Annotated in this window: 23 protein-coding genes, 1 tRNA gene and 1 other RNA gene; 11 read left to right on the plus strand and 14 right to left on the minus strand. The window is 70.3% G+C overall.

Features of this window, described 5'->3' with window-relative positions; all coding sequences use genetic code 11:
- Nucleotides 1-107: 107 nt before the first annotated feature.
- The 10 genes from ABH935_RS16200 to ABH935_RS16245 all read right to left on the minus strand — a co-directional run bounded on the left by ABH935_RS16200 (nucleotide 108) and on the right by ABH935_RS16245 (nucleotide 13092).
- Entirely contained in the window at nucleotides 108-860 is a 753-nt protein-coding gene (locus ABH935_RS16200; RefSeq protein ID WP_370378699.1) for an rRNA methyltransferase, read from the minus strand.
- A complete protein-coding gene (locus ABH935_RS16205) occupies nucleotides 857-1858 on the minus strand; it encodes a DUF371 domain-containing protein (RefSeq protein WP_370378700.1) in 1002 nt (333 codons plus the stop codon). Before ABH935_RS16205 ends, ABH935_RS16200 begins: the two co-directional genes overlap by 4 nt.
- 145 nt (nucleotides 1859-2003) lie before the next feature.
- Nucleotides 2004-3146, minus strand: a complete 1143-nt coding sequence (locus ABH935_RS16210; protein ID WP_370378701.1) for an N-acetylmuramoyl-L-alanine amidase — start codon at nucleotides 3144-3146, stop codon at nucleotides 2004-2006.
- Between the two features lie 93 nt (nucleotides 3147-3239).
- Nucleotides 3240-3566 carry a thioredoxin gene (gene trxA, locus ABH935_RS16215; protein ID WP_370378702.1) on the minus strand — a complete coding sequence of 109 codons (327 nt, stop codon included), beginning with the start codon at nucleotides 3564-3566 and terminating at the stop codon, nucleotides 3240-3242.
- Nucleotides 3567-3658: 92 nt separating this feature from the next.
- Nucleotides 3659-4612: a thioredoxin-disulfide reductase gene (gene trxB / locus ABH935_RS16220; RefSeq protein WP_370378703.1), complete on the minus strand. Its 954-nt coding sequence runs from the start codon at nucleotides 4610-4612 to the stop codon at nucleotides 3659-3661.
- 112 nt (nucleotides 4613-4724) lie between these two features.
- Complete coding sequence (locus ABH935_RS16225; protein WP_370378704.1) at nucleotides 4725-5555, minus strand: hypothetical protein; 831 nt, start codon at nucleotides 5553-5555, stop codon at nucleotides 4725-4727.
- Nucleotides 5552-6229 carry an RNA polymerase sigma factor SigM gene (gene sigM / locus ABH935_RS16230; RefSeq protein ID WP_370378705.1) on the minus strand — a complete coding sequence of 226 codons (678 nt, stop codon included), beginning with the start codon at nucleotides 6227-6229 and terminating at the stop codon, nucleotides 5552-5554. Before sigM ends, ABH935_RS16225 begins: the two co-directional genes overlap by 4 nt.
- A 10-nt stretch (nucleotides 6230-6239) precedes the next feature.
- A complete protein-coding gene (locus tag ABH935_RS16235) occupies nucleotides 6240-7982 on the minus strand; it encodes a serine/threonine protein kinase (RefSeq protein WP_370378706.1) in 1743 nt (580 codons plus the stop codon).
- A 184-nt stretch (nucleotides 7983-8166) separates the two neighbouring features.
- Nucleotides 8167-10833, minus strand: a complete 2667-nt coding sequence (murJ, locus tag ABH935_RS16240) for a murein biosynthesis integral membrane protein MurJ (protein ID WP_370378707.1) — start codon at nucleotides 10831-10833, stop codon at nucleotides 8167-8169.
- Between the two features lie 54 nt (nucleotides 10834-10887).
- Nucleotides 10888-13092, minus strand: a complete 2205-nt coding sequence (locus ABH935_RS16245) for a hypothetical protein (protein ID WP_370378708.1) — start codon at nucleotides 13090-13092, stop codon at nucleotides 10888-10890.
- Between the two features lie 56 nt (nucleotides 13093-13148).
- On the opposite strand from ABH935_RS16245, the gene ABH935_RS16250 reads away from it, so the two are divergent.
- On the plus strand, nucleotides 13149-14624 hold the full coding sequence (locus ABH935_RS16250; RefSeq protein ID WP_370378709.1) for a CCA tRNA nucleotidyltransferase: 1476 nt from the start codon (nucleotides 13149-13151) through the stop codon (nucleotides 14622-14624).
- Here ABH935_RS16250 and ABH935_RS16255 read toward each other — a convergent pair.
- The 3 genes from ABH935_RS16255 to ABH935_RS16265 form a co-directional block, all read right to left on the minus strand.
- Entirely contained in the window at nucleotides 14555-15859 is a 1305-nt protein-coding gene (locus tag ABH935_RS16255; RefSeq protein ID WP_370378710.1) for an MFS transporter, read from the minus strand. The genes ABH935_RS16250 and ABH935_RS16255 overlap by 70 nt on opposite strands.
- A gap of 76 nt (nucleotides 15860-15935) precedes the next feature.
- Entirely contained in the window at nucleotides 15936-16232 is a 297-nt protein-coding gene (locus tag ABH935_RS16260) for a hypothetical protein (protein ID WP_370378711.1), read from the minus strand.
- On the minus strand, nucleotides 16229-16525 hold the full coding sequence (locus ABH935_RS16265) for a type II toxin-antitoxin system VapB family antitoxin (RefSeq protein WP_370378712.1): 297 nt from the start codon (nucleotides 16523-16525) through the stop codon (nucleotides 16229-16231). The genes ABH935_RS16260 and ABH935_RS16265 overlap by 4 nt, the downstream gene beginning before the upstream one ends.
- Before the next feature lie 212 nt (nucleotides 16526-16737).
- On the opposite strand from ABH935_RS16265, the gene ABH935_RS16270 reads away from it, so the two are divergent.
- The 3 genes from ABH935_RS16270 (at nucleotide 16738) to ABH935_RS16280 (ending at nucleotide 19454) form a co-directional block, all read left to right on the plus strand.
- Nucleotides 16738-17280: a SigE family RNA polymerase sigma factor gene (locus ABH935_RS16270; RefSeq protein ID WP_370378713.1), complete on the plus strand. Its 543-nt coding sequence runs from the start codon at nucleotides 16738-16740 to the stop codon at nucleotides 17278-17280.
- A 1-nt stretch (nucleotide 17281) separates the two neighbouring features.
- Entirely contained in the window at nucleotides 17282-18826 is a 1545-nt protein-coding gene (locus ABH935_RS16275; RefSeq protein WP_370378714.1) for a hypothetical protein, read from the plus strand.
- A gap of 133 nt (nucleotides 18827-18959) precedes the next feature.
- The gene (locus ABH935_RS16280; RefSeq protein WP_370378715.1) at nucleotides 18960-19454 is read left to right on the plus strand and encodes an FBP domain-containing protein; all 495 of its coding nucleotides are present in this window, start codon (nucleotides 18960-18962) and stop codon (nucleotides 19452-19454) included.
- 222 nt (nucleotides 19455-19676) lie between these two features.
- Here ABH935_RS16280 and ABH935_RS16285 read toward each other — a convergent pair.
- Nucleotides 19677-19761, minus strand: a tRNA-Ser gene (locus tag ABH935_RS16285).
- 53 nt (nucleotides 19762-19814) lie between these two features.
- On the opposite strand from ABH935_RS16285, the gene ffs reads away from it, so the two are divergent.
- The 7 genes from ffs (at nucleotide 19815) to ABH935_RS16320 (ending at nucleotide 26657) form a co-directional block, all read left to right on the plus strand.
- An RNA gene (ffs, locus tag ABH935_RS16290) (signal recognition particle sRNA small type) lies at nucleotides 19815-19911 on the plus strand.
- Nucleotides 19912-19946: 35 nt separating this feature from the next.
- Nucleotides 19947-22328 carry a DNA polymerase III subunit gamma and tau gene (locus tag ABH935_RS16295; RefSeq protein ID WP_370378716.1) on the plus strand — a complete coding sequence of 794 codons (2382 nt, stop codon included), beginning with the start codon at nucleotides 19947-19949 and terminating at the stop codon, nucleotides 22326-22328.
- A 304-nt stretch (nucleotides 22329-22632) separates the two neighbouring features.
- Nucleotides 22633-22959, plus strand: coding sequence for a YbaB/EbfC family nucleoid-associated protein (locus tag ABH935_RS16300; RefSeq protein ID WP_194919900.1), 327 nt, complete (start codon nucleotides 22633-22635; stop codon nucleotides 22957-22959).
- 20 nt (nucleotides 22960-22979) lie between these two features.
- A complete protein-coding gene (gene recR / locus ABH935_RS16305; RefSeq protein WP_370378717.1) occupies nucleotides 22980-23579 on the plus strand; it encodes a recombination mediator RecR in 600 nt (199 codons plus the stop codon).
- Entirely contained in the window at nucleotides 23572-24108 is a 537-nt protein-coding gene (locus ABH935_RS16310; RefSeq protein WP_194898099.1) for a DUF5063 domain-containing protein, read from the plus strand. Before recR ends, ABH935_RS16310 begins: the two co-directional genes overlap by 8 nt.
- A gap of 204 nt (nucleotides 24109-24312) precedes the next feature.
- Nucleotides 24313-25599, plus strand: a complete 1287-nt coding sequence (locus ABH935_RS16315; RefSeq protein ID WP_370378718.1) for an aspartate kinase — start codon at nucleotides 24313-24315, stop codon at nucleotides 25597-25599.
- The gene (locus ABH935_RS16320) at nucleotides 25596-26657 is read left to right on the plus strand and encodes an aspartate-semialdehyde dehydrogenase (RefSeq protein ID WP_370378719.1); all 1062 of its coding nucleotides are present in this window, start codon (nucleotides 25596-25598) and stop codon (nucleotides 26655-26657) included. The genes ABH935_RS16315 and ABH935_RS16320 overlap by 4 nt, the downstream gene beginning before the upstream one ends.
- The last annotated feature ends 127 nt before the right edge of the window (nucleotides 26658-26784 follow it).

Below are 26784 nucleotides of genomic sequence, written 5' to 3' on the forward strand. Positions count from 1 at the left end.
GCCTTCCACGGACCTCGCGGACGGTGGACGGGCAGCAGGATGGGAGTCGGCCGATGAGCAGTCGGATCGTCCCGGGGCTCGGCGATCGGCCGGCGGTCCGGGGCACGCTACACGTCGCGCTGTGGTTCCTCGGGGGCGTCGTCGCCGGGTTCGGCGGCGGTGTGCTGCGGCCCCACCGGGTCACGTGGGTCGACCGCGATCGCTCGGAGGTGCAGGACGGTCTCCGTCGCCCCCGATCCCAGCCGCCGCGCCCACGACGAGCTGATGGTGTCCAGATCAGTGTGGGGCACCAGCCGGATGTCGGCCACCTCCCAGCCGGAAGCGGCCAGCCGATCGGCTAGACCCGTCGACTCGACGCTCTCCCGGGTCAGCTCGGGGAGGTCGCGGATCTCCAGCGGGATCGGGTCCCGCCAGATGCTGGTGCCGATCGAGATCTCCAGCGGTGCGCCGGCCTTGGCCACCGAGCGCAGGCCGGACAGGACGTCGTCCTCGCCGAGCACGACTCCGCGCAGCAGTTTGCCCCAGGGCATGAGCACCGTGACCTCGTCGGCCACGCCGTGCAGCGCGGCCGGGACCGTCTCGATCGCCGAGTTGACCAGCACCAGATTCGGGGCGCCGCCCTTGGCCGGCTTGCGCGCCGCGCGTACCGCGGTCTCGGTCATACGCTGCCAGGCCGGGTCGACCCCGACCACGAGCCAGTCCGGATGCGCGATCGCCTGCCGGTAGGCGGTGCGTGCGTCGCCGGTGCCGACGTCGACGAGCACCCGCTCGGCGGCGGCCCGGATCCCGGCCCACTCGGCGGGATCGAGGTCGGTGAGCTTCTTGCCGGCGAGGACCTTGAGGGTGGCGGTGCGGGTCATGTCTGGTCCTGCTCGGTGAGAAGTGCGTAGAGCCGCTTGCGGGTGAGGCCGAAGGGAGCCAGGGCCTCGGTCAGGGTTCTGGGGGCGATGCCGGCGCCGGTCAGGGCGCGGGCCACAGCCGTCAGGTCGACGAGTTCGGTGTCGAGGGCGGCCGGGCCGACGACCGTCAGAACGCCCGGGATCTCGACGGCGTCGGCCGGTGTCGTGCGCGTCATCGCTGTGCCGACGTCGAGTTCTGAGACGTCTTCGATCCAGATCTCCCGCCCGGAGAGCACCGAGGCGTCGGTGGCCGGTGGCATGTGGAACACGGCGGGCGTCAGAGGGAGCGTGGAGAGACGCTGTGGGCTTCCCAAGTATGCGTAGGGGTCGGGAGCCTGGCCGGCGGCCAGCAGTGCCTCCAGGGGCTTGTACGGGGTCGAGACGGCGACGCGGGCGCCGGCGGCTGTCACTCGTTCGAGTACTGCGTTGGCCGCGGCGACTTCTTTGGGCGGCGCGTCGGGGGCGATGGTGAGCGACAGGGAATCCCGGGCGTCGAAGTCCTTCAAGGACGGCAGATGAGTCCGCGCGCCGAAGTCCACGCGAAGCAGAGGGCGGCTCGGGCCGAGTTCCTCGACGGTGAGAGTGACCTCGCGCCCCGGATCCGTCAGCGCGGTGGCGAACTCCTCCGGAAGGTCGTCGGCGGTCAGCGTGGAGTCGATGGCCAAGGTGTCGGCGTCGAGAGTGCCGCTGCGCCGGATGACCGCGCGGTCGGTGAGGGCCCGACGCGGGTTCAGCGTGGCCTCGCCGGTGAGGGCGGCCAGTCCCGGAGTCGCCAGGGTCAGCCGGACGCGGCCGCGCAGCCCGGCCAGGTTCGGGTCGAACACGGTGCCGACCGCGAGCACGCACGTCGCGCGTGGCGTGATGGCCGGCTCCGCGGTCAGCTCGAAGGTCTTCGCGTGGGTCGCCCGGATCGCCGGGTGGCCGCGGCCGACGAGGACGGCTTGGTGGGAATGGGGCACGGTTCCAGGGTAGGGGCGCGATCGAGGGGCAGCCTGCGGCGAGCCGTCAGCGGGGCGTGGTTTCCCGTGAAACATCGCCACAGGGCCGTCGTGGTCCGGCGTGGTTTCCCGTGAAACATCGTCGCCCGGACCGCTCAGCGCCAGTTCAGTGCGCGCGCAGCTCCGCCAGCCGCAGCACCCCGGTCGGAGCGTCCGACTCCGGCGGCAGGTACAGCCGCTGGACCGCGACCACTATGGCGTCGGCACACGACTCGCGGAACCGCTGCGAGGCGAGCAGCGCGGCGTCGTGCGGGCTGGTGAGGTAGCCGAGCTCGATCCGCACCGCCGGCATCTGGGTGTAGCGCAGCACGTCCCACGTCATGCCGTGGGTGCCGAGGTTCGCCAGCCCGGTGCGGGCCGTGACCTCGCGCTGCACCAAGCCCGCGAACCGCTCGCCGGTGGGGGAGCTGTGGCCGAAGCGGTCGTTGCCGTAGTAGAACGCCGCGACGCCGGAGGCCGCGGGGTTCGTGTGGGCGTCGCAGTGCAGCGAGATGAGCAGATCCGCGCCGAGTTCGTTGGCCTTCTCGGCGCGCCGGCGGTCGTCCGGGCTGCCGCCGGGGCCGTGCGACATGTAGGTCGTGACGCTCAGCTTCTCCAGCCGGGTCTTGACCCGGTCGGCGATGTCGAAGACCACCTCGGCCTCGATCAGCCCGCCGGCGCTGACCCCGGTGTCCGGGCCGCCGTGGCCGGGGTCCAGGACCAGGGTCTTGCCGGGCAGCGCCGGCCCGGCGCTCTGGATGGCCTCTGATTCGCGCATCGCGTGCAGCAGGCCGCCGTGTGCCATGCGGCGGTTCAGGCGGTTGAGCGCCTGGACGGTCGGCAGGTCGGTGACCCCGGTCGCGGCGAGCCCGACGTTGCGCTGGAACTCGCGGACGGCGGTCACCGTGATGGGGTCGTAGGCGCCGTTGACCCGGCCGCAGTCGAACCCGAGGGTGAGCAGCGAGCGCTGGAGCTCGGCCACGTCGTCGCCGAACGGCGGCTCGTCGGCCGGGACCAGGTCGCGGTCGCCGAGGCGCCAGGAGGCCTCTTCCAGCAGGCGCATCGTCCCGGGGGTGACCACGCCGTCGACCGTGGTGCGGCGGGTCTGCTGGAAATGGCGGACCGCGGTCTCCACCGCCTCGTCGAAGACCGGCTCGCCCTGGGCGGGGATGGCCCCGGCGTCGATCAGGCCGAGCCGGGCCAGGCGTTCACGGATCGCGGCCACCGCGGGCCCGGAGTCGCCGCGGCGGTAGGTCGGTTCAGTGGTCACGGTCCTCTACCCTACGCACTCTGTCACTCGTGTCCTGCGCGAAGCCCGAAGGGGCGGTCCAAAGACCGCCCCTTTGACTGGGTCCCCACTGGATCAGGCGACGTAGTCCGCCAGGTCCTTGAGCAGCAGAGCCTTCGGCTTGGCGCCGACGATGGTCTTCACGACCTCGCCGCCGCGGTAGACGTTGAGCGTCGGGATCGACCGGACGCCGTACTTGGCCTGAGTGAGGGGGTTCTCGTCGGTGTTGAGCTTGACGATGTCGATCTTGTCGCCGTGCTCGGCGTAGATCGCCTCCAGCACCGGGGCGACCTGGCGGCACGGACCGCACCACGGGGCCCAGAAGTCGACCAGCACCGGCTTGTCGTTCTTCAGGACCTCGGCGTCGAAGGTCGCGTCTGTCACTTGGCGGATGTCGCCCATGGTGTGCTCCTCACGAGTAGTTCGGGTGGCGTGTTTCCCGTGAAACATCGCCCGATGTTTCACGGGAAACGTGTTCGGTTTGTAGGCGCGAGTCAGACCGTGACGGGCTGGTGGTGCGCCAGCTCCGACAGGTGCTTCTCGGCGTCCAGCGCGGCGGCGCAGCCGGTGCCGGCCGCGGTGATGGCCTGCCGATAGGTGTGGTCGACCACGTCGCCGGCCGCGTACACGGCCGGGAGGCTGGTGCGGGTGGTGGGTGACTCGACCTTGATGTAGCCCTCGTCGTCCAGGTCCAGCACCCCGCGGAACAGCTCGGTGCGGGGCAGGTGGCCGATCGCCACGAACAGCGCGCCGGCCGGCCGCAGCGTCTCCTCGCCGGTCTTGAGGTTGCGCAACTTCACGCCGGTCACCTGGGTGTCGCCCTCGATGGCGACGACCTCGGAGTCCCAGACGAAGGAGATCTTCGGGTTGGCGAAGGCCCGCTCCTGCATCACCTTGGACGCCCGCAGCTCGTCGCGGCGGTGCACGACGGTGACGGTCTGTCCGAAGCGGGTGAGGAACAGCGCCTCCTCCATGGCGGTGTCGCCGCCGCCGACCACGATGATGTCCTGGCCCTTGAAGAAGAAGCCGTCACAGGTGGCACACCAGGAGACGCCCTTGCCGGACAGCCGCTTCTCGTCCGGCAGGCCCAGCTCCTTGTACGCCGAGCCGGTGGAGACGATGACGGTGTGCGCCTCGTGCACGGTGCCCGCCGAGTCGGTGACCTTCTTTATCGGTCCGGTCAGGTCGACCGCGGTCACGTCGTCGAAGACCAGCTCCGCGCCGAAGCGCTCGGCCTGCTTCTGCATGTTGTCCATCAGGTCCGGGCCCATGATCCCCTCGGGGAAGCCCGGGAAGTTCTCCACGTCGGTGGTGTTCATCAGCGCGCCGCCGGCCGTCACGGAACCGGCGAACACCAGCGGATTCAGGCCCGCGCGCGCGGTGTACACCGCCGCGGTGTACCCGGCGGGTCCGGAACCGATGATGATGACGTTACGGATCTCGCTCACGTGAGCCTGGCCTCTCGAATTCCTGGGGGGCAGCTTCAGTGCCGGTTGGCTCAACCGATCCTAGGCAAGATGCATTCCCGGCTGTGCCACGTGAGCGGTTTCTCGCGCGGTGTTAAGAGCGGGTGATCACGAACTGCGTGAGGGATTGCACCGGATTGCCCGAAGTGCACGCATTCACATCGACGACATAGACGTCGACGAGCGTCGCGCTGCCTGGCCCGGGGTAGAGCAGCAGCCACGCGGGCTTGCCCTGGTACACGGTCTGGCCGCTGGTGATCAACTTGGTGCCCGCGGGTACCGTCGACGGCCGGCAGTCGGGTCTGGCGGTCTGGGCCGTCCCGTTGGCGGTCATCATGTGCTGGCCGAGCAGGGCCTCGGCCTGCTGGGTGATGCTCATGGGCGGGCTGGCCTCAGAAGCGTGGGTCTCCGCGCCGCCGGCTTGCGACTCCCCGCCGGGAAAAGAGCCGGCAGCGTTGGGTGCGGCGCCGTTTCCTGCGGCGGTACTGCTGCTCTCCTTCGAGGAGCCGGTCGCGCTGTTCAGCGCCGTAACCACCCCGATACCGCCAGTGACCACGAGTGCCGCACCAGCCAGGCTGCCCAGGGCGATGCGGAACCGCCGATGGCGCGGCTGAGCGGCGGCTGCGGCAGGCGCCGCCGCGGGGGCCGCCGAAGCGGTAGCCAGCGGCGGCTCGCGATACAGCGCGGCCTCGACACGGGCCACGACGTCCTGAGGGATCGGCATCGGTGGCAGCGATCCGCTCAGGTCGGCCAGGTCACCCTCGCCGGTGATCAGCGCGAAGTCGGCGGAGCACAACGGGCACGAGGCCAGGTGCGCTCGTGCCTCGTCGGCGGCGGCGTCGTCGAGCAACCCCTCGACCAGGTCCGCGATCTGGTCGGGGTCCAAATGCGTTCCGGGACGGGAAGCGGCGGGATCGGTCATCATCCGGCCGTGCCTCCTTCCCGGCGATCTTGCGGCGTCGCAACTTTGACGCGGGCCGCGGCCCCTTGGTTCCCGGTTGACGCAGCGTTCCCGGGAGATTCCGCAGGGTTTCCTTCGCGGAGATGTCTCAGGAGCGGCAGCAGCTTCGCCCGGGCACGCGCACAGCGGCTCTTGACGGTTCCCGGCGCCACCCCGAGCGCCCGGGCCGTCTCGTCCACGCTGTAGCCCTCGACGTCGACCAGGACCAGGGCCACCCGCTGCTCGTCCGGCAGGGTCGCCAGCGCCGATTCCAGGGACAGGCGCAGGTCGGTGTTGGTGATGTCGTCGGTGACGGTCGGCCGCGCGTACTCGGTCTCCACCTCGGGCAGCGGAACCGTGGGCCGGCTGCCGCGCCGCCGCATCCGGTCCAGGCAGGCGTTCACCACGACCCGGTGCAGCCAGGTGGTGACCGCGGAGTCGCCGCGGAACGAGCCGGCGGCGCGGTACGCCGAGATCATCGCGTCCTGCAGTGCGTCGGCGGCGTCCTCCGGATCTCCCAGGGTGCGCAGCGCGACCGCCCAGAGCCGGTCGCGGTGCCGGCGGAAGATCTCGCCGAAGGCGTCACCGTCCCCCTCGACGTGCCGGGCCAGCAGGGCCCGGTCGTCGAGCAGGCTGAGGTCGACACCCTGGGGAGGCATGGTCGCCGGGTCAGGAGGCGTTGAACTTCACGGACATGATGGAGTCGCCGTAACGGGCGCTGCTCCCGTGGGCGCAGCCTATCTGCGTGTTCGGGTTCGGGACCGCAGGCAGCGGCTTGGTGAACCAGATCAGGACGAAGCGGGTGCTCACCGGGGAGCCGGCCTTCAGCGTGACCGTGGTGCTGCCCGGGTCGGCCGACGCGGCCTTGGTGAATCCGGCCGGAGGCTGTCCCCCGGCGACGGCCGGCAGCGCGGTGACCGACGAGCCGGCGGTCCACATCTCCATCGCCGCGCCGGCGGTGCCGATGGTGACCGTCGCGTTGGAGATGGTCTTGACCGAGCCCAGATCGAAGATCAGCCCGGTGCCCTTGGGGTTGCCGTTGAAGGTCGCCGAGTCCCCGCAGTACTGGTTGGTGACCCAGCCCTTGTCGCCGATCTGGTTGTTCACCAGCTGGCCTTCGCTCTGGCTGGGGTCCGAGTTGTAGATGGACACCGACGCCGCGGTGATGTCCGCGGAGGCCGGCGGCTGGCTGGCACCCGTGGTAGAGGCCTGGGAGTTCGACGTGCCCGTGCTGCCGGCGTTCTGGTTGCCCTTGCTGCTGCTGCCGTTGAACATCGTGTAGGCCAGCAGCGCGACCGCGACCACCGCGGCCAGGGCGCCGACGCCGATCAGCGCCGAGCTGTTGCGGCCGCCGCCTCCGCCGCCGTGGTCGCTGCCGCGCGACCCGCCGTGGCCGGCGCCGGAGCCGCCGCCGCGCGGCGGACGGTAGTCGTCCTCGTCGTAGGAGCTGGGCCGCGCCGGGGCTCCGTGCGCGGTCGGGCGCGGGGGCGCCGGCTGGTAGCTCGGGGCGACCTGCGGCATCGCCGTGGTCCGCGCCGCGCCGGCCGGCAACGCCGGCATGACGGTGGTCTGCTGGTGGCGCAGCGGCGCGGTCTGCGGGGTCGAGGGCAGCGGGGCCTCGTAGCGCGGGCGCGGCAGCTGGGCCAGGGCGTCGGCGACCTCGGTCGGGCTCTGGTACTGCGGGCCGGCCGGGCCGTCGCCGAGGATGCGCAGGATCACGTCGTCGAGCTGCGGGGACACCTCGGAGCGCAGTTCGCTCGGCGGGACCGGCTCCGGCTGCTGCGGCCGCCGGCCGGTGAGCAGCGCGTAGGCCAGCTCGCCGATGGCGCTCAGGTCGGTGCCCAGCGGGTCGCGCGAGACGGTGCCGGTCAGTGCCGCGGCCAGGCACAGGTCGAGGATCTTCACCTCGCCGGTGTCGGTGCGCAGCACGGTCTTCGGGGACAGCCGCAGGTGCGCCAGGCCCTGGTCGTGGGCCTCGGTGATGGCCCGGGCCAGCTCGGTGGTGATCCGCACGGCCTCGGTGACCGGCACCGGGCCGCCGCTGAGCACCTCGCCCAGGGTGTGCCCGTCGTGCAGCCACTCGGTGATGACGTAGTAGAGACCCTCGTCGGGGACTGCGTCCAGGACCTGCACGAAGTGGTTGTCGGCCATCGCGGCGGCGGCGCGGGCGGCGGCCATGAAGGCCTCGGCCCGCGGCTGGTCGGAGCGCAGCAGGTGGATGCGGTTGGGCCGGTTCAGCTTCTCGTCGGTGGCGAGCCAGGTGATGGCCGGGCCCGTGGTGTGCAGGACTCGCTCCAGGCGGTACCGGCCGTCGAGCCGGTCGCCCACGGTAACGCCGAGTGACAGGATCAGCGCCTCGGCGTCCGCGCCGAGGCCGCCGTCCGGATCGGTGGTCTGGTCCGCGGCTGCCACATGACTCCCTGGTCCGTGCATGCTCTGTGGCATGGTCTCGTCATCCCCGCCTCATGGTATTAGGTTTCGTGCCGTCCTCGTGGCGCGTTGTCCGACCCTCATCTGTGCAGACCGTCAAGAACCATGGGCGGTTGCTTCTGGAAAACGCCTCTAGACCGGTCGACACCGCGATATCGCCAGGCGGCTACCTCCCCAGTTTCGCGCGCACCGAGCCGAGCAGCTGTTCGACTTCTTCCACGTGCATCAGGCGGGCGCACAGCACGTACAGGGTCGCGAGCAGGCCGCCGCCGACCGTCAGCGAGACGGCGGAGCCCAGCCAACTCTGACCGACCATACGGTTCACATATAAGGCGACGATAAAAGTCGCGCCGGCGGCGACCGCGGAGGCCCCGATCAGCCGGGTGTAGGTCTGCATGATCCGCTGGCCGTCCAGGCCGTGCAGCCGCCTCTTGAGCTTCCGGGCGGTGATGACCACGCCGAGGCAGTAGGCGACGCCGTAGACCGTGCACATCGCCACGACCGCCCAGCGCTCCTTGCCGCCGCCCTTCAGGGCGTAGAACACCGTCGTGCTCAGCGCCACGTTGGCCGCCGAGATCCAGATGTTGATGGTGAACGGGCTCTTGGTGTCCTCGAAGGCGTAGAAGCCGCGCAGCATCAGGAACTGCGCCGAGAACGGGATCAGGCCCAGTCCGAACGCCGACAGCATGTAACCGATGATGTGCGCGTTGTCCATCGACATGCCGCCGTGCTTGAACAGCACCACGGCGATCTGCGGGCCCAGCGCCAGGAACGCGAACGCCGCCGGGACTATGGCGACGCCGGTCACCCGCAGGCCGTAGGAGATGTCCTCGCGGACCGAGTCCAGGTCGTTCTTCACCGCCGCGCGGCTCATCCGGGGCAGCAGCGCGGTGATCACCGAGACGGTGATCAGGGCCTGCGGCAGACCCCAGATCATGTAGGCGTTGTTGTACGCCGCCACGCCCCATTGCGGCCAGCCGTCGTTGTTGACGTTGGAGGCGAAGCGCATCACCACGGCCAGGCCGATCTGGTTCACCAGGACGAACAGCAGGGTCCACTTGGCCAGCGTGACCGCCTTGCCCAGCCCGTGGCCGCGCCAGTCGAAGCGCAGCGTGAGGTTCATGCCGGCGGACTTGATGTACGGCAGCAGGGTCAGCGCCTGCACCGCGATGCCCAGCGTGACGCCCAGGCCCAGCAGCCGGACGTCGGCCGCCGGGATGGTCGAGGGGGTCAGGTCGTTGCTCTGGTTGATGTACCAGTAGGCGCCGGTGGAACCGATGACCACGACGTTGGTCAGCACCGGCGTCCACATCATCGGCCCGAAGCGGCCCTTGGCGTTGAGGATCTGGCCGAGCACCACGAACAGGCCGAGGAAGAAGATCTGCGGCATGAACATGCGGCCGAGGTCGATCGCCAGCTGCCGGTTCGAGCCCTTGAAGCTGGAGAACACGTCCACCAGCTGCGGGGTGAAGATCTCGGTGAGGACCGTCAGGGTGAGCACGCCGGTCAGGACCAGGGTCAGCAGCCGGCTGGCATAGGCCGCGCCGCCGTCCCGGTCCCGGTGCATCGAGCGCACCAGCTGCGGCACGAAGACAGCGTTCAGCGCACCGCCGATGATCAGGATGTACAGCATGTTCGGCAGGTTGAGGCCGATGGTGTACGAGCCCGCGATGTTCGTGGTGCCGATCGCGGCCACCAGGAGGAACTGCCGGACCAGGCCGGTCAGCCGGGAGGCCAGCGTGCCCAGGGCCATCAGCCGCGAGGCGCGGCCGACGCTGGGCTCGGCCGGGGCCTGCGGGCGGGCCTCGGTCGGGGTGCGGTCCCGGACGCCCTGCTCCCAGGGGGCGCCCTCGCGGGTGCCGGGTCCGGTGCCGGCCGGGCCGCCGGGCCCGCGCGTCGCCGGGCCCTGCACGCGGCCGCGACGTGGTGGTATCAGGGCTTCGAGGTTGCTGGGGTTCGCGCGGCGGGGCGCGACCGTCATCGTCGGGATCGGCGAGAGGTCCCAGCGGGTGGCGCTGACCGCGTCCTCGTAGTCGTCGCGCCAGTCGCGCTCTTCGGGGGCCTCGTCCGGAGCGGGTCCGGCGCCGCGCTGGTCCTGCTGCGGGGGCTGCCAGGACGGCGGCTGCTGGTCGCCGCCGCGGCCCGGGACCTCGTCGCGGAACAGGGCCCGGCTGTCGTCGATCGGCCGGCGGCCGTGGCTGCCCGGGTCGTGGTTCTGGTTCGGCGGGGCCGGCTGCCAGGAGTCGGACCGCTCGCGGCGCGGGTCGGCGCCGCGAGCGGGAGCGCCGTGCGAGGGGGCGCCGCCGAACTGGTCCGGGCGCGGGGCGGCCGCGCGCGGGTCGGGCTGGCGGGGATCGGGCTGCCGACCGTGCGAAGGGCCGGCGAACTGCTGGGGGTTCCTCGGATCAGGGCGCTGCCCCGGCCCGGGCGCGCCGGGCGCCGGGTACTGCTCGCCACCCTGCGGGGGCTGACCGCCGCGATAGGGGGCCTGCTGCGGGCCGGCGTACTGCTCACGGCGCGGCGGCTGGTTCAGTGACTGGTTCGGCGGCGGGCCGGGCGGGACCGGATGCTGAGGACCGGGCTGCGGGGGCCCCGGGGGGCGGCCCTGCCCGGCCCGCGGGTCGGGATGCAGCGGCCGTCCGGTCTGCGGGTCGAAACGGGGCTCCGACTGCGGGGTCCACGGCTGTTGCGGCGCGGGTCCGGGGGGCGGGGTGTGACGAGGATCACTGCCCTGCGGTCCGGTGGGGCCGGGCTGCGGGGCACGCCGCGGCCTCTGGTCGTCGTCCTCGCGCGGCGGATCCGGATGCCACAGACCGCTGCCGTCGCTCGTCATCTCTCCAGCGCTCCCCGCGTCCGTGGTGTCCGTCGTCCGATCATTGTCGGTGTCTCAACTTGCCATTGTGTCCTGTGCGGAGGCGTGATGGGTGCGCTTGGCGCGGTAGACGCGCAATCCGATCAACAGGACGAGCAGCACCCCCGACCCGATGATCAGACTCAGAGCGATGATGCCGATGCGGCTGACCTTCACCGTGACTTTGGTGTGACCGCCGTCCTCGTTCGTCGGTTTGATCAGGCTCGCTGGATAATACGTGCAGTTCTGGCTCATGTCCGCGCAGGTGTACAGCGTGGCGTACAGGTCGACCTGCACGCCGTTGCCCTCGCCCTTGACCGGGATCCGGATGGTGGCCGACTGGCCGCGCTCCACGGGGTGCACTCCCTGGTCCTCATCGACCTTGAGCTGCACGGTGTGTGAGGTGTGCGCGCGGAGATAGACCTTGATCGTCGCGGTTGTCTGGTTTCTGATGGCGACCGGGACCGTCCCGGACTTGCCGGACATGGTCAGCGGCGCGGTCTGCCCGACGATGGACACCAGAGCGTGATCGGCGACCGCCGTGGAGTACACGGTCTGGCTGTAGGTCGCGTCGCCGGGGTGGTTCCGCCACCAGGTCGCCGCCGGCCGGAGCGCGACGGCGGGGTCGGACTGGTGGTCCGGCATGATCGCGTACAGCGCCTGGTAGAGCTGCTGGCTGTCCGAGGACGAGGCGACGATGTCGGACGACAGGTTCGCGGTGGTGACCGGGCTCAGCGCCGAGACGTGTTCCGGCGTGGCCGGAGTGTTGAGAGCCTTGCCCAGATCGTCCAGCCCGAACCACTGGTCCGCGGTGGGCACCGTGCCCGCGCTCATGGACTTGATGGCCTGCAGGAGTTCCTGCGGCGGGTCGAAGTCCCGCGGCGGCGTCACCACCAGCACCCGGCCGGTGTTGTCGCGGTCGGCCAGGGCGGTCTGCGCCAGCCATACCTGTCCCTCCAGGACGCCGGCGTTGTTCAGCGTCGCCGGCGCGGGCTTGGCGGGGTCGGCGAAGACGCCCGAACCCGACAGGTAGCTGTCGTAGACGATCGTGTTCGGGCTGCCCGGCAGCACGGCGTGCGCCGACGGCCAGCCGGACACCTGGGTCGAGCCGACCAGGGCGACCGTGTTCGATCCGCCGGCGGCGGCGATGCCCGCGAGCGTGGTGGCGTCGGCCTGGCCGTCGGAGGGCCAGGCGATGGTCTGGCCGGTCTGGCCGTTCACCCGGCAGGGACCGACCGGCGGATTCACGGCCCCGATCGCCTTCAGCATGTTCTTGCCGGGGTCGCTGCGGGAGAGGGTGTTCAGATCCGGGTCGCCGTAGAGGAGATTCCAGCAGTTCTTGCCCTGCTGCGAGGTGAGCACCGTGGTGGCTCGGTTGTACCAGTCCTTCGGGTCGGTACCGGGGGCACCGACCAGCCTGGACGATGCGCCGTTGCCGCTGCTGCCACTGGGGCTGCTTTCGTCGGCGTTCGCAGGACTGGTGTCGGGATAGAAGTAGCCGCCGGACAGTGTGTTCGCCGTGTACAGCAGATCAGGATCGACCAGCCAGTTGACCAGCGGCAGGCTCGCGCCCTCGTTGAGGATCTTGGACAGGCGGCTGCCCTGCGCGAACTGCTGCGCCACGGACTGGTCGGACAAGATCGGCGTCGCCGACGGGTCGGCCTTCTTCTGCCCGGTGAGCCCCGGCTGGCCGACGACCGGCCACATCAGGGCGATCCGGGTCTGCTTGGCGCCCGACATGTCCATCGGCTTCCAGACCATGTACGTCCGCTGCCCGCCCAGGAAGACGCCATTCTGGTCGAACGCGTCGATGTCGATCGCGTAGACGCCGGGCTGCGGGCTGTAGGACCCGAAGAGTTCGAGCTCCGTGGGAGCGAGCTTCCACGACTGCGGGGCGCCCGCGGCGAGCTCGGTGAACTTCTTCACCGCCTTGGTCTGCACGTTGTAGCCCTCGCCGTTGGCCGAGCCCAGGTTCGACCGGGTGGTCACCAGGCTGCGCCAGACTTCGAGGTGGACCCCTCGCAGCGTGCTCGTACCGGTGTTGCGGATCTGGCCGGCGAAGGTGATCGGCTTGCTGGTGTCGGTGAAGTTCGGGATCTGCGGCGAGACCTGGTTGATCCCGACCTCCACCGGCAACGAGTCCGAGCGCGCCGCCTCGGCGTCCGCGCTGCCGGGCAACAGATTGGCGGCGCCGACGAACAGCACCAAGGCGGAGAGCGCGCGGCAGACTCGGCTGGTCACCTGACGAATCGTAGTCGGGCCCGGCCACCGCGCCCCGACACGTAAACTCGGACACCATGCACACCGACCAGCAGCGACCCCCGGAACCGCACCTTGACCAGGCACAGCGGGCAGCGGTAACAGAACTGCTACGAGTCGTGCCGGTACTCGGGGAGCTCGCCGGCCGGTTCGCCGCGGCAGGTCACAGCCTGGCGCTGGTGGGCGGTCCGGTCCGCGACGCGTTGCTGGGCCGGCGCGGCGACGATCTGGACTTCACCACCGACGCGCGCCCCGAGCAGGTGCTGAAACTGGTGCAGGGCTGGGCCGAGGCGGTGTGGGACGTCGGCATCGCCTTCGGGACGGTCGGCGCGCAGAAGGACGGCGCGAAGCTGGAGATCACCACTTTCCGCTCCGAGGCCTACGACCGCGAGTCGCGCAAGCCCGAAGTGGCTTACGGCGACTCGATCGACGACGACTTGTTCCGCCGTGACTTCACGGTGAACGCCATGGCCGTGCTGCTGACCGCGGATCCCGAGCAGTTCGAGTTCATCGACCCCTACGGCGGTCTGGCCGATCTGGAAGCCGGGCTGCTGCGGACCCCCGGCACGCCGGAGATGTCCTTCTCCGACGATCCGCTGCGGATGATGCGCGCGGCCCGCTTCGCCGCGCAGCTCGGCTTCGACGTCGCCCCCGAGGTCCGCAAGGCGATGACGGAGATGGCCGAGCGGCTGACCATCGTCAGCGCCGAGCGGGTGCAGGTCGAGCTCTCCAAGCTGCTGCTGGCCCCGAACCCGCGCGCCGGCCTGGCGCTGATGGTGGACACCGGCCTGGCTGAGATCGTGGTGCCGGAACTGCCCAAGCTGCGCCTGGAGATCGACGAGCACCACCGGCACAAGGACGTCTACGAGCACACTCTGACGGTGCTGGAGCAGGCCATCGACCTGGAGACGGACGGCCCGGACCTGATCCTGCGGCTGGCCGCGCTGCTGCACGACATCGGCAAGCCGAAGACCCGCCGCTTCGAGCCGGGCGGTGGCGTGTCGTTCCACCACCACGAGGTCGTGGGCGCGCACATGACGGCCTCGCGGCTGCGCAAGCTGAAGTACAGCAAGGAGATCATCGACGACACCTCCCGTCTGGTGGAGCTGCATCTGCGGTTCCACGGCTATGGAGAGGCGGAGTGGACCGACAGCGCGGTGCGCCGCTATGTGCGCGACGCCGGACCGCTTCTGGAGCGGCTGCACACGCTGACGCGCTCGGACTGCACGACCCGTAACCGCCGCCGCGCGCTGATGCTGGAGCACGCGTACGACGATCTGGAGCGCCGCATCGCCGAGCTGCGCGAGCGGGAGGAGCTGGATTCCATCCGCCCGGACCTGGACGGCAACGAGATCATGGCGATCCTCGGGATCAAGCCGGGGCCGGAAGTCGGGGCCGCGTACAAGCACATGTTGGAGCTGCGCATGGACCGCGGCCCGCTGGATCACGAAACAGCGGAGACGGAGCTGCGGTCTTGGTGGGCCGAGCGGGAAGCCGCGCGGAACCAGGCATAAGCGATTCCCGCCAAGAGGTACACAGCGACGGTCGCGTAGAGGAGCGCCGTCGACTTCCCGGACGCCGGCAGCGTCGCGGCGGCTACAGCGGCCGCCGCGACGAAGGCACCGTTGAAGAGCATGTCGTAGAGCGAGAAGACGCGTCCTCTATAGGAGTCCTCTACAGTGCGCTGCACTGTGGTGTCGGTACAGATCTTCTGCCCCTGCGCGAGGAATCCCAGGACGAGTGCGCCGATCAACAGAGGGACGACACGCCACCAGCCCGCGGATGCCGCCAGCGCGACCGCGGAGCCGATCATGCAGACCGTGATCCAGGTCGAGAAATCGACGTGGCGCAAGATGATCGGCGAGGCGAAGGCGGCGATGAAGTAGCCGAGTCCGGAGACCGCGACCGCGGTGCCGAAGCCGCGCAGCCCGGCGTTGGTGTCGTGCGGGTTGTTGAAGGTGTTGCGGAACAACAGCAGGACCATGATGGTCGTCAGGCCGTAACAGAAGCGGTTGGCGGTGATGGCGGCGAGGGCCGCGGCCGCGGGCTTGCGCTCCTTGAGATGCTCCAAGCCCTCCCACAGTCCCTGTGCGACGACTTTCAGCTCGCTCCAAGCGGAGATCTCGGGACGGTCGTCGGGACCGAGAGAGTCGCGCGGCATGGTGCGCGCCACTAGACCGCCCGCCATATAGAGGACGGCGCCTACGACGAGGATGAGCGCGTTCGCTCTGTCTCCGGATCCCACAAGCGCTCTGACCACGACCCCCACCGAGCCGCCGAGGGTCGCGGCGAGGGTGCCGGCCGTCGGCGAGACCGCGTTGGCGACGACGAGCCGTTGGTTATCCACAGCCTGTGGAAGAGCGGCGGACAACCCCGCGAGGATGAAGCGGTTGCAGCTGAGCACGGCCAACGCGGAGGCGTAGAAGAGGAGCCCGCTGTGTCCGGCCAGGACTTGGGCCGCCACGATCAGCACGATCCCCGCGCGCAGCACGTTGGCGTAGAACAGCACCTGCCGGCGGCGCCAGCGGTCCAGGAACACTCCGGCGAACGGCCCGATGACCGTGAACGGCACCAACAGCAGGGCGAAGGCCTTCGCGACCTCGGCGGCCGTCGCCTCCTTCTCGGGGGAGAACACGACGAAGGCGGCCAGGGCCACCTGGAACACGCCGTCGGCGAACTGCCCGATCAGGCGGGTCGCGAACAGCCGCCGGAAGAGCCCGGACCTCAGCAACTCCCGGAGATCACTCACGTTCGCAGCGTAGTGCTCCGGGTGTCCCGGGCGCCGGTAGCGCCGGGTCTGCCGGGGCCTACTGGGGTTACCCGGTCTATTTGACGCTGCCGAGGCACAAGGTCTTGGTGCGGTTCTTGTCCACGACGGCCATGATCACCGCGGGGTAGGCGTCGCAGCCGTTGCTGTCGCCGTTGCCGAGCACCGCGGCCACCTTGAAGGCCGCTCCGCTGTCGGTGCATCCGACGGTCCTGAAACTCCCAGAGGACGGCGCCGTGATGCAGTCGCCCGCTTTGGCCGGGGAAGGCGCGGGGTGGTTGGCGTACCAGAGCACGCCAGCCAGGATCGCGACCACCACGACGGCGCCGCCGAGCGCGGCCGACCGCTGTCTCATTCCGAGAGGTCCAGCACCCGTGCGTGCAGCACCGTGCGCTGCTGGAGCGCGGCGCGCACGGCCCGGTGCAGGCCGTCCTCCAGGTAGTAGCCGCCCTGCCAGTGCACGACGTGCGCGAACAGGTCGCCGTAGAACGTGGAGTCCTGGGACAGCAGGGCGTCCAGGTCCAGGTGGCGCTTGGTGGTGATGAGCTGGTCCAGGCGGATCTGGCGCGGGGCCACCTCGGCCCACTCCCTGAAGGAGCGTCCGTGGTCGGGGTAGGGCCGCCCTTCGCCGATGCGCTTGAAGATCACGGCACCAGGGTAGCCGGAGCGGCTCGGGGAGGCGGCTACCGATCGGCAAAGAGGACACAAAATCGTGACGGAACGGGACCGGACTGTGATGTTCACAGGGCCACAGATGGCTTTTGCGGCTTTGTGCGCGCAGGATGGCGGCGCGAAAATATCTCCGCTCCTTACGAACCCGCTCGCGAAAGACGTAAGTCGATACTCACGTGAGATTCCAAATGGGAAGCCGTCCCGCGGAGCACTCCGATTCCCGGGAGGAGTTCCGTGAGTTCGCGGTGGCGAGCCAGGGCCATCTGCGACGGTCGGCCTACCTGCTCTGCGGTGACTGGCACTTCGCAGAGGACCTCGTCCAGATGGCGTTCGACCGCATCTACCGGCACTGGAACCGGGTCCGGGCCGCGGACAACCCCGGTGCCTACGCACGGCAGGTGGTCTACCGATGCTTTCTGGACTCCAGGAAGAAGCACCTCGACACGGTGCCCCTGGAACACCTCCCCGAGAGGGCGTCGCCGACGGACCCGACCGAAACCCGCCTCGCGGTGATGGAAGCGCTCAAGGAGCTCCCTCCCCGTACCCGTGCCGTGGTGGTGCTGCGGTACTGGGAGGACATGAGTGTGGAGCAGACCGCGGGGATCCTCAACATCTCCCAGGGCTCGGTGAAGAGCATGGCCAGCCGCGGGCTGGGGTTGTTGCGGGAGCCTCTGGCCGGGTTCGCCGAGGCGTCAGGCCGAGCAGGAGCAGGAGTGAGGAAGCAGACCTGACATGACTATCGAAGAGAACGACGACAGCGCTGTGCGCGGTCTGCTCGGGACGGCTTTCGCCGACCCAGAGCCGCCGTTGCGCGACCTCGCGAGCGGGTCCATCGCCCGCGGGGACGCGGTGCGGCGCCGGAACCGGATGGTCGCCGCCGGCGGGGCCGCGCTGAGCGTGGTGGCGGTGATCGGGACGTTCGCCGTGGTGACCGGGGCGGCGCCGGCCGGGCGCGCGCATCAGAACCCGGCGAACCAGGTGACGTCCGCGGCGAGTTCGCCGACGGCGCCGAGCCCGAAGGGCTATCTGGGCTTCGGACCGGAGATCGGCAGCCTCGACAAGACCCAGGACATCCGGATGCGGCTGCCCGGCTTGCTGGCGCCGTTGCTGCCGGCCGGGGTCACCGTGGCGCAGCAGCCCTCGGGGAACACCGTGGGGTTCGTCAACGAGGCGAACGCCATTCTGCACGCGCCGACCGGAACGACCGCCGCGACCATGTGGGTCGGGATGGCGTCCGGCAAGGAGACGGACACCGTGATCCACGAGGTGGCTTGTCCGCAGGTGCCGCCGGGGAGCAAGCAGGGTACCTGCACGACCAGGAGCGTCGACGGCGGGACCGTCTACCTCGACGAGTACGCGGCCACCGCGACGGACACGGTGCGCGCGCAGTCGCTGCCGGCGGACGTCGTGCGGCCGGGCACCAGCAACACCATCGTGAGCAGGACGGTGTCTTTGATGTTCGTCCCGACCGATCGGAGCAAATACGCGTTCAGCCTCACGCAGTCGACGGCGACCGCGAAGATCCAGTACGTGGACCACGAGCCCTCGGACTACATGACCGGCGGCGTCTGGCCGCCTCCGCCGGCCATCGACGGCACGTCGGCCTACGACCCGTCGGGGCCGGCGATGTCCGCCGACGACCTGGTCGGGATGCTGGCCAAGCCGGGCCTGGCGAATCTGGAGTACCTGCTCGATCCCCGGACCGCGGTCTCTCAGGACACGCAGAGGCGGGTCGCGGACACCAAGGCGCAGATCGTCACCGCCGTGCAGGCCGCGCTTCCGACAGAAGTGAAGGTCAGCGTCGACGTGTCCTTGGTGCAGCCGGAGATCATGCTCACCGGACCAAGCGGCAAGAACCAACTGCAGTGGTCGGTCGACAAGCAGACCGCGCAGTACAAGCAGCAGGCGTTCGGCGGGTGCCCGCCGAACGTCACGTGTACGCAGCGGGAGGTGCCCGGCGGGACGCTGGAGGTCTGGATGCAGAAGCCGACCGACAGCAAGCTGACGGTCCTGTCGAGTTCCGCGTCGGTCTACAACTACTGGTTCGTTCCCGACGACATGAGCAAGCCGGTGCTGGCGATGACGCTGGAGACGTCCGCCGACCAGACCCGTCTGCCGAGCAAGTCCGAGCCCGATCCCGGACAGACGTACTCGGTGAACGACGGGCCGTACGCGCCGCCACAGGTGAGTGCGGACCAGTTCCTGGCCGCGGCGCAGAGCGGTCAGCTGGCGACGGCCATCAGCAAGACGACCCCGTTGCTGGCGACGCTGCGGTAGCTCTTCGAGACAGGACAGTGCCCGGGCATTTCGGTGCCTGGGCACTGCTGTGCGGCGTGCCGACTAAGGCGTCTGTGGCGCACCGGCAAATTCCGTTTTGCCGTCGCGGGCCTGTCATGGTCAGCTCGATTCCATGCACCCTGTCACCGAAGACGACATCCGTGCCAGCTTCGCCAACTGCTCGCAGGGCGAGGCCAAACGCATCCCGATGCCCCGCGACCTCGCCGACGTGCCGTGGCCCGAACTCGACTTCCTCGGCTGGCGCGACCTCGGCGCCCAGGACCGCGCCTACCTGGTGACCCCGCGCGGCGACGGCCTGACCGGCGTCATGCTGCGCAGCGCCGCCAGCCGCAAGGGATTCTTGCGCCGCAACCTGTGCTCCCTGTGCCTCACGACACACCCGGGCGGCGGCGTCTCCCTGATGACCGGCCGCAAAGCCGGCGACGCCGGACGCCAGGGCAACTCCGCCGGCCTGTACCTGTGCGCGGACCTCGCATGCTCGCTCTACATCCGCGGCATGAAGTCGCCCGGAGCCGGCGGCCGGATGGAAGAGACACTGAGCGTGGACCAGCAGGTCGGACGCATGTCCGGGAAGCTTGAGGAATTCCTGGCGCGGCTCGGGGTGTGACGCGGCTGCCGACCCGGCTGTCGATCCGGCCGGGTCACTCGAAAGTGTCTAATCGGGGTCGCGTGGGTGGCGCCCTCGTGACGCTGGTCACACCACAGCGACCGCCGCAGCGGCGTCAGAACCGCGATGGAGCCCCCAAATCGTGCCGCTCAGCACCATTCCAAGGCCCGGAAAAGGAACAACCCCGAGCCGGGTTACCGCAGCTCGGGGTGGTCCTACAAGCGGAGGATACGAGATTTGAACTCGTGAGGGGTTGCCCCCAACACGCTTTCCAAGCGTGCGCCCTAGGCCACTAGGCGAATCCTCCGCCGAGAAGCATACCCGACTCTCGGGGTGGGTCCGCACTCCTATATGCTTGTCCCCGGACTCCCATGCGGCGTCATCACACTCAACTCCCCCAGGGCTTGACGGCAGCAAGGGTCGGTGTGCTCTGGCGGGTGCATGGGAGTTCTTTTTTGTCCTGTTGTCGGTCTCAGCCGATACCTTTGCTACGTGTCCCTCGCGCTCTATCGCCGCTATCGGCCCGACGCCTTTGAGGAGGTCGTCGGCCAGGAGCACGTGACGCTGCCCTTGCAGCAGGCCCTCCGTAACGGTCGGGTGAACCATGCCTACCTGTTCAGCGGGCCGCGCGGGTGCGGCAAGACCACCAGTGCGCGGATTCTCGCGCGGTGTCTGAACTGCGAGCAGGGCCCCACGCCGACGCCCTGCGGGGTCTGCCGGTCCTGTGTCGAGTTGGCCAACGGGGGGCCCGGGTCGATCGACGTGATCGAGATCGACGCGGCGTCGCACGGTGGTGTGGACGACGCGCGCGATCTGCGGGAGCGGGCCTTCTTCGCGCCGGCGGCGTCGCGGTTCAAGATCTACATCATCGACGAGGCGCACATGGTGACCTCGGCGGGCTTCAACGCGCTGCTGAAGGTGGTCGAGGAGCCGCCGCCGCATCTGAAGTTCATCTTCGCCACGACCGAGCCGGAGAAGGTGATCGGGACCATCCGGTCGCGGACGCACCACTATCCCTTCCGGCTCATTCCGCCCGGCGTGCTGCGCGATCACCTGACCGACATCACGGCGCGCGAGGGCATCAAGGTCGAGCCCGAGGTGCTGCCTCTGGTCGTGCGGGCCGGTGCGGGTTCCGCGCGGGACGCGATGTCGGTGCTGGACCAGTTGCTGGCCGGCGCCGACGAGAACGGCGTCAGCTACGCGATGGCCACGGGACTGCTCGGCTACACCGACGCCGCGCTGCTGGACCGGCTGGTCGAGGCCTTCGCCGGACACGACGGCGCCGCCGTCTTCGGCCTGGTCGACCAGGTGGTCGAGAGCGGCCACGACCCCCGGCGCTTCCTCACCGACCTGCTGGAGCGCCTTCGCGACCTGGTGGTCCTGAACGCGGTCACCGACGCCGGCGCCGCCCGGGCCCTGATCGACGTGCCCGACGACCAGTTCGAGCGGATGTCCGCGCAGGCCCGGGCCTTCGGCGCCGCGGAGCTGTCCCGGGCCGCCGACCTGGTGAACACCGGCCTGACCGAGATGCGCGGCGCCACGGCCCCGCGCCTGCAGCTGGAGCTGGTGTGCGCCCGCGTCCTGCTGCCCGGCGCCGACGACGCCGAGCAGGGCCTGGCCGCTCGCGTGGACCGGCTGGAGCGCCGCGGTGTGGTGCTGGGCGCCGCCGCCCCCGCACCGATGGCCCCGATGGCGCCGATGGCCGCCGGGCCGCGGGTGGTCGAGGACGAGTTCGACGAGCCCCCGGTGCGGCGGCCGAGCGGTGCGGATAGCCAGCAGCAGCCGGCAGGCGGCGGTGCGCCGCAGCAGAGTCAGCAAAGCCAGCCGAGCCAGCAGAGCGTCGGGTCGGCCCCGGCGGCAGCCAGCGGTGCGCTCGGAACACCGCCGTGGGAGCAGGGTTCTGGTCCGGAGGCTCCAAGCCAGGGGCCGTCGGGCGCGAGTGCCGACGCGCCGAGCGGGCAAATGGGCTCTGCGGGCCAGGGCGCTCTTGGCACGCCTCCGTGGGAACAAGGCGGACCTACAGCGAACGCAGGATCCGGATCGTCGGCTGCCGAGGCCGCCCCGGCTCCCGCCGCCTCCGAAGCCCCGGCCTGGGCTGCTGAAAGCGCACCTTCGCAGTCTTCGAACGATGCAGCCGTGCCGCAGCCCGCCCCGGCTCCCCAAGCCCCGGCGCCGCAGCCGCAGCCGCAGCCGCAGCACCAGCAGTCCCAACCCGCGCAGTCCGCCACCCCCACTGGCGTCGACATCCGCCGCATGTGGCCGGACCTCCTCGAAGAGGTCAAGCGCCGCGACGGCCGCGTGAGCTGGATGCTCCTCAGCCAGAACGCGCAGGTCCTCGGCCTGGACGGCGACCGCCTTCAGGTCGCCTTCGTGAGCGCAGGCGCGCGCGACCGCTTCGTGAGCCGCGGCACCTCCGACACGCTGCGTCAGGCCGTCCGTGACCTGTTCAGCTTCCAGTGGCAGGTCGACGCGATCGTCGACCCGTCGCAGACCCCTGGCACGCAGGTCTCGCCCGGTGTCTCCATGACGCCGCCGCCCCCGGCCCAGATGCCCCCGCCGCCGACGGCGTATCAGCCCCCGCAGGCTCAAGCCCCGGTTGAGCCGCCGCCGCCCCCGCAGCGTGAGCCCGAGCCGCCGCGTGCCGCCCCGGCCCCGAGTCCGGCCGCGCCGCCTCAGCAGCAGACCCAGCAACAGCCACAGCAGCCGCCGACGCCGGCACCTGCGCCCCCACCCCCCATGCCCGTGACCCCGGCGGTGCGCCCCGAGGACGACGTCGTCTCGGACGACGACGAGGTCCTGGCCGAGGACAACGCCTCAGCCCACGAACTCGTCATCCGCGAACTCGGCGCGCAGCGGCTGGACGGCGAGGACTGATCGGCGCGGTGGATCATCGCCCGACGATGCTCACCCAGAGTCACCGAACCGCGAACCGGAGGTCCGGAACCCCCGTCGCCCGCCGACCGTTCTCCAGCGGTAGCCGGCCGGGGCGTCCCACGTCACCCGGGCCGACCCGGGCCGTTCTCGACCGGGACACGCGGTATTGGCCGCCTTGGTCCCGGAGCGCGTATGGTCGAGTACGACTTCACATAGCGGCGGCAAACAGGTAGGAACAGGAGCACGCACAGTGGCTTTCCCGGATGCGACCGGGCCCGGTGGCGGGCTGCCGGACTTCGGCGGCATGGACCTGCAGGGCATGCTCGGCCAGGCCATGCAGATGCAGCAGCGCATGGTTGAGGCGCAGCAGGAGCTGGAGAACACGATCGTCTCCGGCAGTGCCGGCGGCGGCCTGGTGACCGCGAAGGTGACCGGCACCGGCGAGCTGGTCGGCCTGGACATCAAGCCCGAGGCCGCCGATCCCGAAGACACCGAGACGCTGGCCGACCTGGTGATCGCCGCGGTGCGCGACGCGCGCGCGGCCGCCGACAAGCTGGCCGCGGACACGATGGGCCCGCTGGCCGGTGGCGGGATGCCCGACCTGGGCAACCTCGGCAACCTGTTCGGCTGAGGCGAGTCGGGGATTCTGCCATGTACGAGGGTGTGGTCCAGGACCTGATCGACGAGCTCGGCCAACTGCCCAACATCGGGCCCAAGTCGGCGCAGCGCATCGCGTTCCACCTGCTGCAGGCCGACCCGGCCGACGTGCGGCGGCTGGCCGACGTGCTGGTCCGGGCCAAGGAGCAGGTGCGCTTCTGCGTGATCTGCTTCAACGTCGCCGAGCAGCAGGAGTGCAAGATCTGCCGCGATCCGCGGCGCGACCCCGGCAGCCTGTGCGTGGTGGAGGAGTCCAAGGACGTCGTCGCGGTCGAGAAGACCCGCGAGTTCCGGGGCCGGTACCACGTGCTGGGCGGGGCCATCTCGCCGATCGACGGCGTGGGTCCGGACGACCTGCGGGTCAAGGAACTGCTCAAGCGGTTGGCCGACGGCATTGTCACCGAGGTGATCCTGGCCACCGACCCGAACCTGGAGGGGGAGGCCACCGCCACGTACCTGGCGCGGCTGATCAAGCCCTTGGGTCTGCGGGTGACCCGGCTGGCATCAGGCCTGCCGGTGGGCGGGGATCTGGAATACGCCGACGAGGTCACCCTCGGCCGGGCGTTCGAGGGGAGAAGGCAGCTCGATGTCTGAACCGATGACCTCCGACGATTTGTCGGACTTCGCGATCGAGATCCACGACCAGGTCACCTCCTTCCTACTCTCGGTGCGCGCGGTGGCCAGGGGCGACGCTCCGGAGAGCAGCGTGCCGATCCTGCTCCTGGAGACCTCGCAGCTGCTGCTGGCCGGCGGGCGCCTGGGCGCCATCCGGGACGTGGTACCCGACGAGCGCTTCGAGACCGACGCCGGTCCCGACCCGGACCTGGACGAGCTGCGCGAGAAGCTGAACGCGCTGCTGAAGCCGGTGAACACCTACAAGGAGGTGTTCGACCCGCTGGCCCCGAAGTCCGAGATCGAGACCCGCCGCATCTCCGACGACCTGGCCCTGGTCTGCGCCGACCTGGCGCACGGCCTGGCGCACTACAAGGCCGAGCGGGTCACCGAGGCGCTGTGGTGGTGGCAGTTCTCCTACCTGTCCAGCTGGGGCCCGGCGGCCTCGGCGGTGCAGCGGGCGCTGCTGTCGGTGGTGGCCCGCTCCCGCCTCGGCGCGACCACGGGCTGAGCACCGGGAGTCCACCGGCTGACCACCGGTGGTCGACCGGATCCGCCAGATCGTCGGGATTGGCCGCCTGACCTGCGCCAGGCGGCGGTCCCACATGGTGAGAGCTCAGGGTCGTCTCAGCGACCCCGACTAGACTCGAAGGCGGCGGGCCGTCTACGGGCGGCCCTTTGCACCGCACACCGCCTCACCCGAGGGAGACACCGCGTGGGCCTCATCGTCCAGAAGTACGGAGGCAGCTCCGTTGCCGACGCCGAGAGCATCAAGCGTGTCGCCAAACGCATCATGGAGACGCGGCGGGCCGGGCACGAGGTGTGCGTCGTGGTCTCCGCCATGGGCGACACCACCGATGAGCTGATCGACCTGGCCAAGCAGGTCGCGCCGATCCTGGAGGGCCGCGAGTACGACATGCTGCTCACCGCCGGCGAGCGCATCTCGATGTCGCTGGTGGCGATGGCCATCAACTCCATGGGCGGAGACGCGCGCAGCTTCACCGGCTCGCAGGCCGGCGTGATCACGGACCAGTCGTTCAACAAGGCCCGCATCACCTCGGTGACCCCGGGCCGGCTGCGCGCGGCGCTGGACGAGGGCGCGATCACCATCGTGGCCGGCTTCCAGGGCGTCTCGGAGACCACCAAGGACATCACCACGCTGGGCCGCGGCGGCTCGGACACCACGGCGGTGGCGCTGGCGGCCGCCCTGGGCGCCGACGTCTGCGAGATCTACACCGACGTGGACGGGGTGTTCTCGGCCGACCCGCGGCTGGTGCCCAAGGCCCGCAAGCTGAACCGGGTCGCCTACGAGGAGATGCTGGAGCTCGCCGCGTCCGGCGCGAAGATCCTGCACCTGCGCAGCGTGGAGTACGCGCGCCGGTTCAACGTCCCGATCCATGTCCGCAGCTCGTTCTCACAGCACGAGGGCACCTGGGTCCGTGCTAGAGCTGTGTCCGATTTGAACGCAGGAGGAACAACCGTGGAGCAAGCCATCATCGCCGGAGTCGCCCACGACACCAGCGAGGCGAAAGTCACGGTCGTCGGCGTGCCCGACAAGCCGGGCGTGGCCGCCCAGATCTTCCGCACCATCGCCGACGCCGAGCTCAACATCGACATGGTGGTGCAGAACATCTCGGCCGCGGCGACCGGCCGGACCGACATCTCCTTCACGCTGCCCGTGGCCGACGGCCGCAAGGCGATCACCGCGCTGCAGAAGGTGCAGCCCGCGATCGCCTTCGAGGCGCTGCTGTTCGACGACCAGATCGCCAAGGTGTCGCTGGTCGGCGCGGGCATGAAGTCGCACCCCGGGGTGACCGCGGTGTTCTTCGAGGCCCTGTCCAACGTCGGCGTGAACGCCGAGATGATCTCGACCTCGGAGATCCGCATCTCCGTGGTCTGCCGCGCCGACGTCGTCAAGGACGCCGTCGCCGCGCTGCACACCGCTTTCGGCCTGGATGCCGACAGCGAGGAAGCCGTGGTTTACGGAGGCACCGGCCGATGACTGTGAAGAAGCCCACCCTGGCGGTCGTGGGGGCGACCGGAGCGGTCGGCACCGTGATGCTCGACCTGCTGTCCACCCGCGAGGACGTCTGGGGCGAGATCCGTTTGATCGCCTCGCCGCGCAGCGCCGGCCGCAAGCTGGCCTGCCGCGGCGAGCAGCTGGAGGTCGTAGCCCTGTCGGAGGAGGCCTTCGAGGGCATCGACGTGGTGATGTTCGACGTGCCCGACGAGGTGTCGGCGCAGTGGGCCCCGATCGCCGCCGCCAAGGGCGCGGTGGCCGTGGACAACTCCGGCGCCTTCCGGATGGACCCGCAGGTGCCGCTGGTGGTGCCGGAGGTGAACGCCTCCGCGGCGCGCAACCGGCCCAAGGGCATCATCGCCAACCCGAACTGTACGACGCTGTCGATGATCGTCGTGCTCGGCGCGCTGCACCAGCGCTACGGCCTGGCCTCGGTCGTGGCCGCGTCCTACCAGGCCGCCTCCGGCGCCGGGCAGCCCGGCATCGACACGCTCCGCGCGCAGATGGAGAAGGTGTCCGGCACCAACCTCGGCACGCACCCGGGCGACCTGCGCGGCGTGGTCGGCGACCTCGGCCCGTTCCCGGCGCCGCTGGCGCTGAACGTGGTGCCGTGGGCCGGCTCGCTGAAGGAGGACGGCTGGTCCTCCGAGGAGCTGAAGATCCGCAACGAGTCGCGCAAGATCCTGGGCCTGCCGGACCTGCGGGTCTCGGCGACCTGCGTGCGGGTCCCGGTGGTCACCACGCACTCGGTCTCCGTGCACGCCAGCTTCGAGGACGAGGTCACCGTGGCCGGCGCGCACGAGATACTGCGGGCCGCGCCCGGCGTCGTGGTGCTCGACGACCCGGCGGCCGGGGAGTTCCCGACCCCGGCGGACGTGGTCGGCACCGATCCGACGTGGGTGGGCCGGATCCGGCGCACGCTGGACGACCCGAAGTCGCTGGAGCTGTTCGTCTGCGGCGACAACTTGCGCAAGGGCGCCGCGCTGAACACCGCGCAGATCGCCGAAGTGGTCGCGGCGGAGCTGACCGGACGGGTCTAAGGGTTCTGATCACCCGGTCACTTCGGGTAGGAATAGAGGTATGTGCCTGTCAGAACACCCTCGTAGACGGTACAACTCTACGGGGGTGTTCTGTGTCTAACGTATGTGAGCGCTGGAGTGTTGACGT

This window comes from Catenulispora sp. GAS73 (genome assembly GCF_041262085.1).
Taxonomy (GTDB): Bacteria; Actinomycetota; Actinomycetes; order Streptomycetales; family Catenulisporaceae; genus Catenulispora.

Excerpts from the sequence above, each read along its gene's own strand:
- ABH935_RS16200 (WP_370378699.1), bottom strand. The coding sequence starts at position 860 with ATGACCCGCACCGCCACCCTCAAGGTCCTCGCCGGCAAGAAGCTCACC.
- trxA (WP_370378702.1), bottom strand. The coding sequence starts at position 3,566 with ATGGGCGACATCCGCCAAGTGACAGACGCGACCTTCGACGCCGAGGTC.
- ABH935_RS16225 (WP_370378704.1), bottom strand. The coding sequence starts at position 5,555 with ATGATGACCGATCCCGCCGCTTCCCGTCCCGGAACGCATTTGGACCCC.
- sigM (WP_370378705.1), bottom strand. The coding sequence starts at position 6,229 with ATGCCTCCCCAGGGTGTCGACCTCAGCCTGCTCGACGACCGGGCCCTG.
- murJ (WP_370378707.1), bottom strand. The coding sequence starts at position 10,833 with ATGACGAGCGACGGCAGCGGTCTGTGGCATCCGGATCCGCCGCGCGAG.
- ABH935_RS16250 (WP_370378709.1), top strand. The coding sequence starts at position 13,149 with ATGCACACCGACCAGCAGCGACCCCCGGAACCGCACCTTGACCAGGCA.
- ABH935_RS16260 (WP_370378711.1), bottom strand. The coding sequence starts at position 16,232 with ATGAGACAGCGGTCGGCCGCGCTCGGCGGCGCCGTCGTGGTGGTCGCG.
- ABH935_RS16270 (WP_370378713.1), top strand. The coding sequence starts at position 16,738 with ATGGGAAGCCGTCCCGCGGAGCACTCCGATTCCCGGGAGGAGTTCCGT.
- ABH935_RS16275 (WP_370378714.1), top strand. The coding sequence starts at position 17,282 with ATGACTATCGAAGAGAACGACGACAGCGCTGTGCGCGGTCTGCTCGGG.
- ABH935_RS16280 (WP_370378715.1), top strand. The coding sequence starts at position 18,960 with ATGCACCCTGTCACCGAAGACGACATCCGTGCCAGCTTCGCCAACTGC.
- ABH935_RS16300 (WP_194919900.1), top strand. The coding sequence starts at position 22,633 with ATGGACCTGCAGGGCATGCTCGGCCAGGCCATGCAGATGCAGCAGCGC.
- recR (WP_370378717.1), top strand. The coding sequence starts at position 22,980 with ATGTACGAGGGTGTGGTCCAGGACCTGATCGACGAGCTCGGCCAACTG.
- ABH935_RS16310 (WP_194898099.1), top strand. The coding sequence starts at position 23,572 with ATGTCTGAACCGATGACCTCCGACGATTTGTCGGACTTCGCGATCGAG.
- ABH935_RS16320 (WP_370378719.1), top strand. The coding sequence starts at position 25,596 with ATGACTGTGAAGAAGCCCACCCTGGCGGTCGTGGGGGCGACCGGAGCG.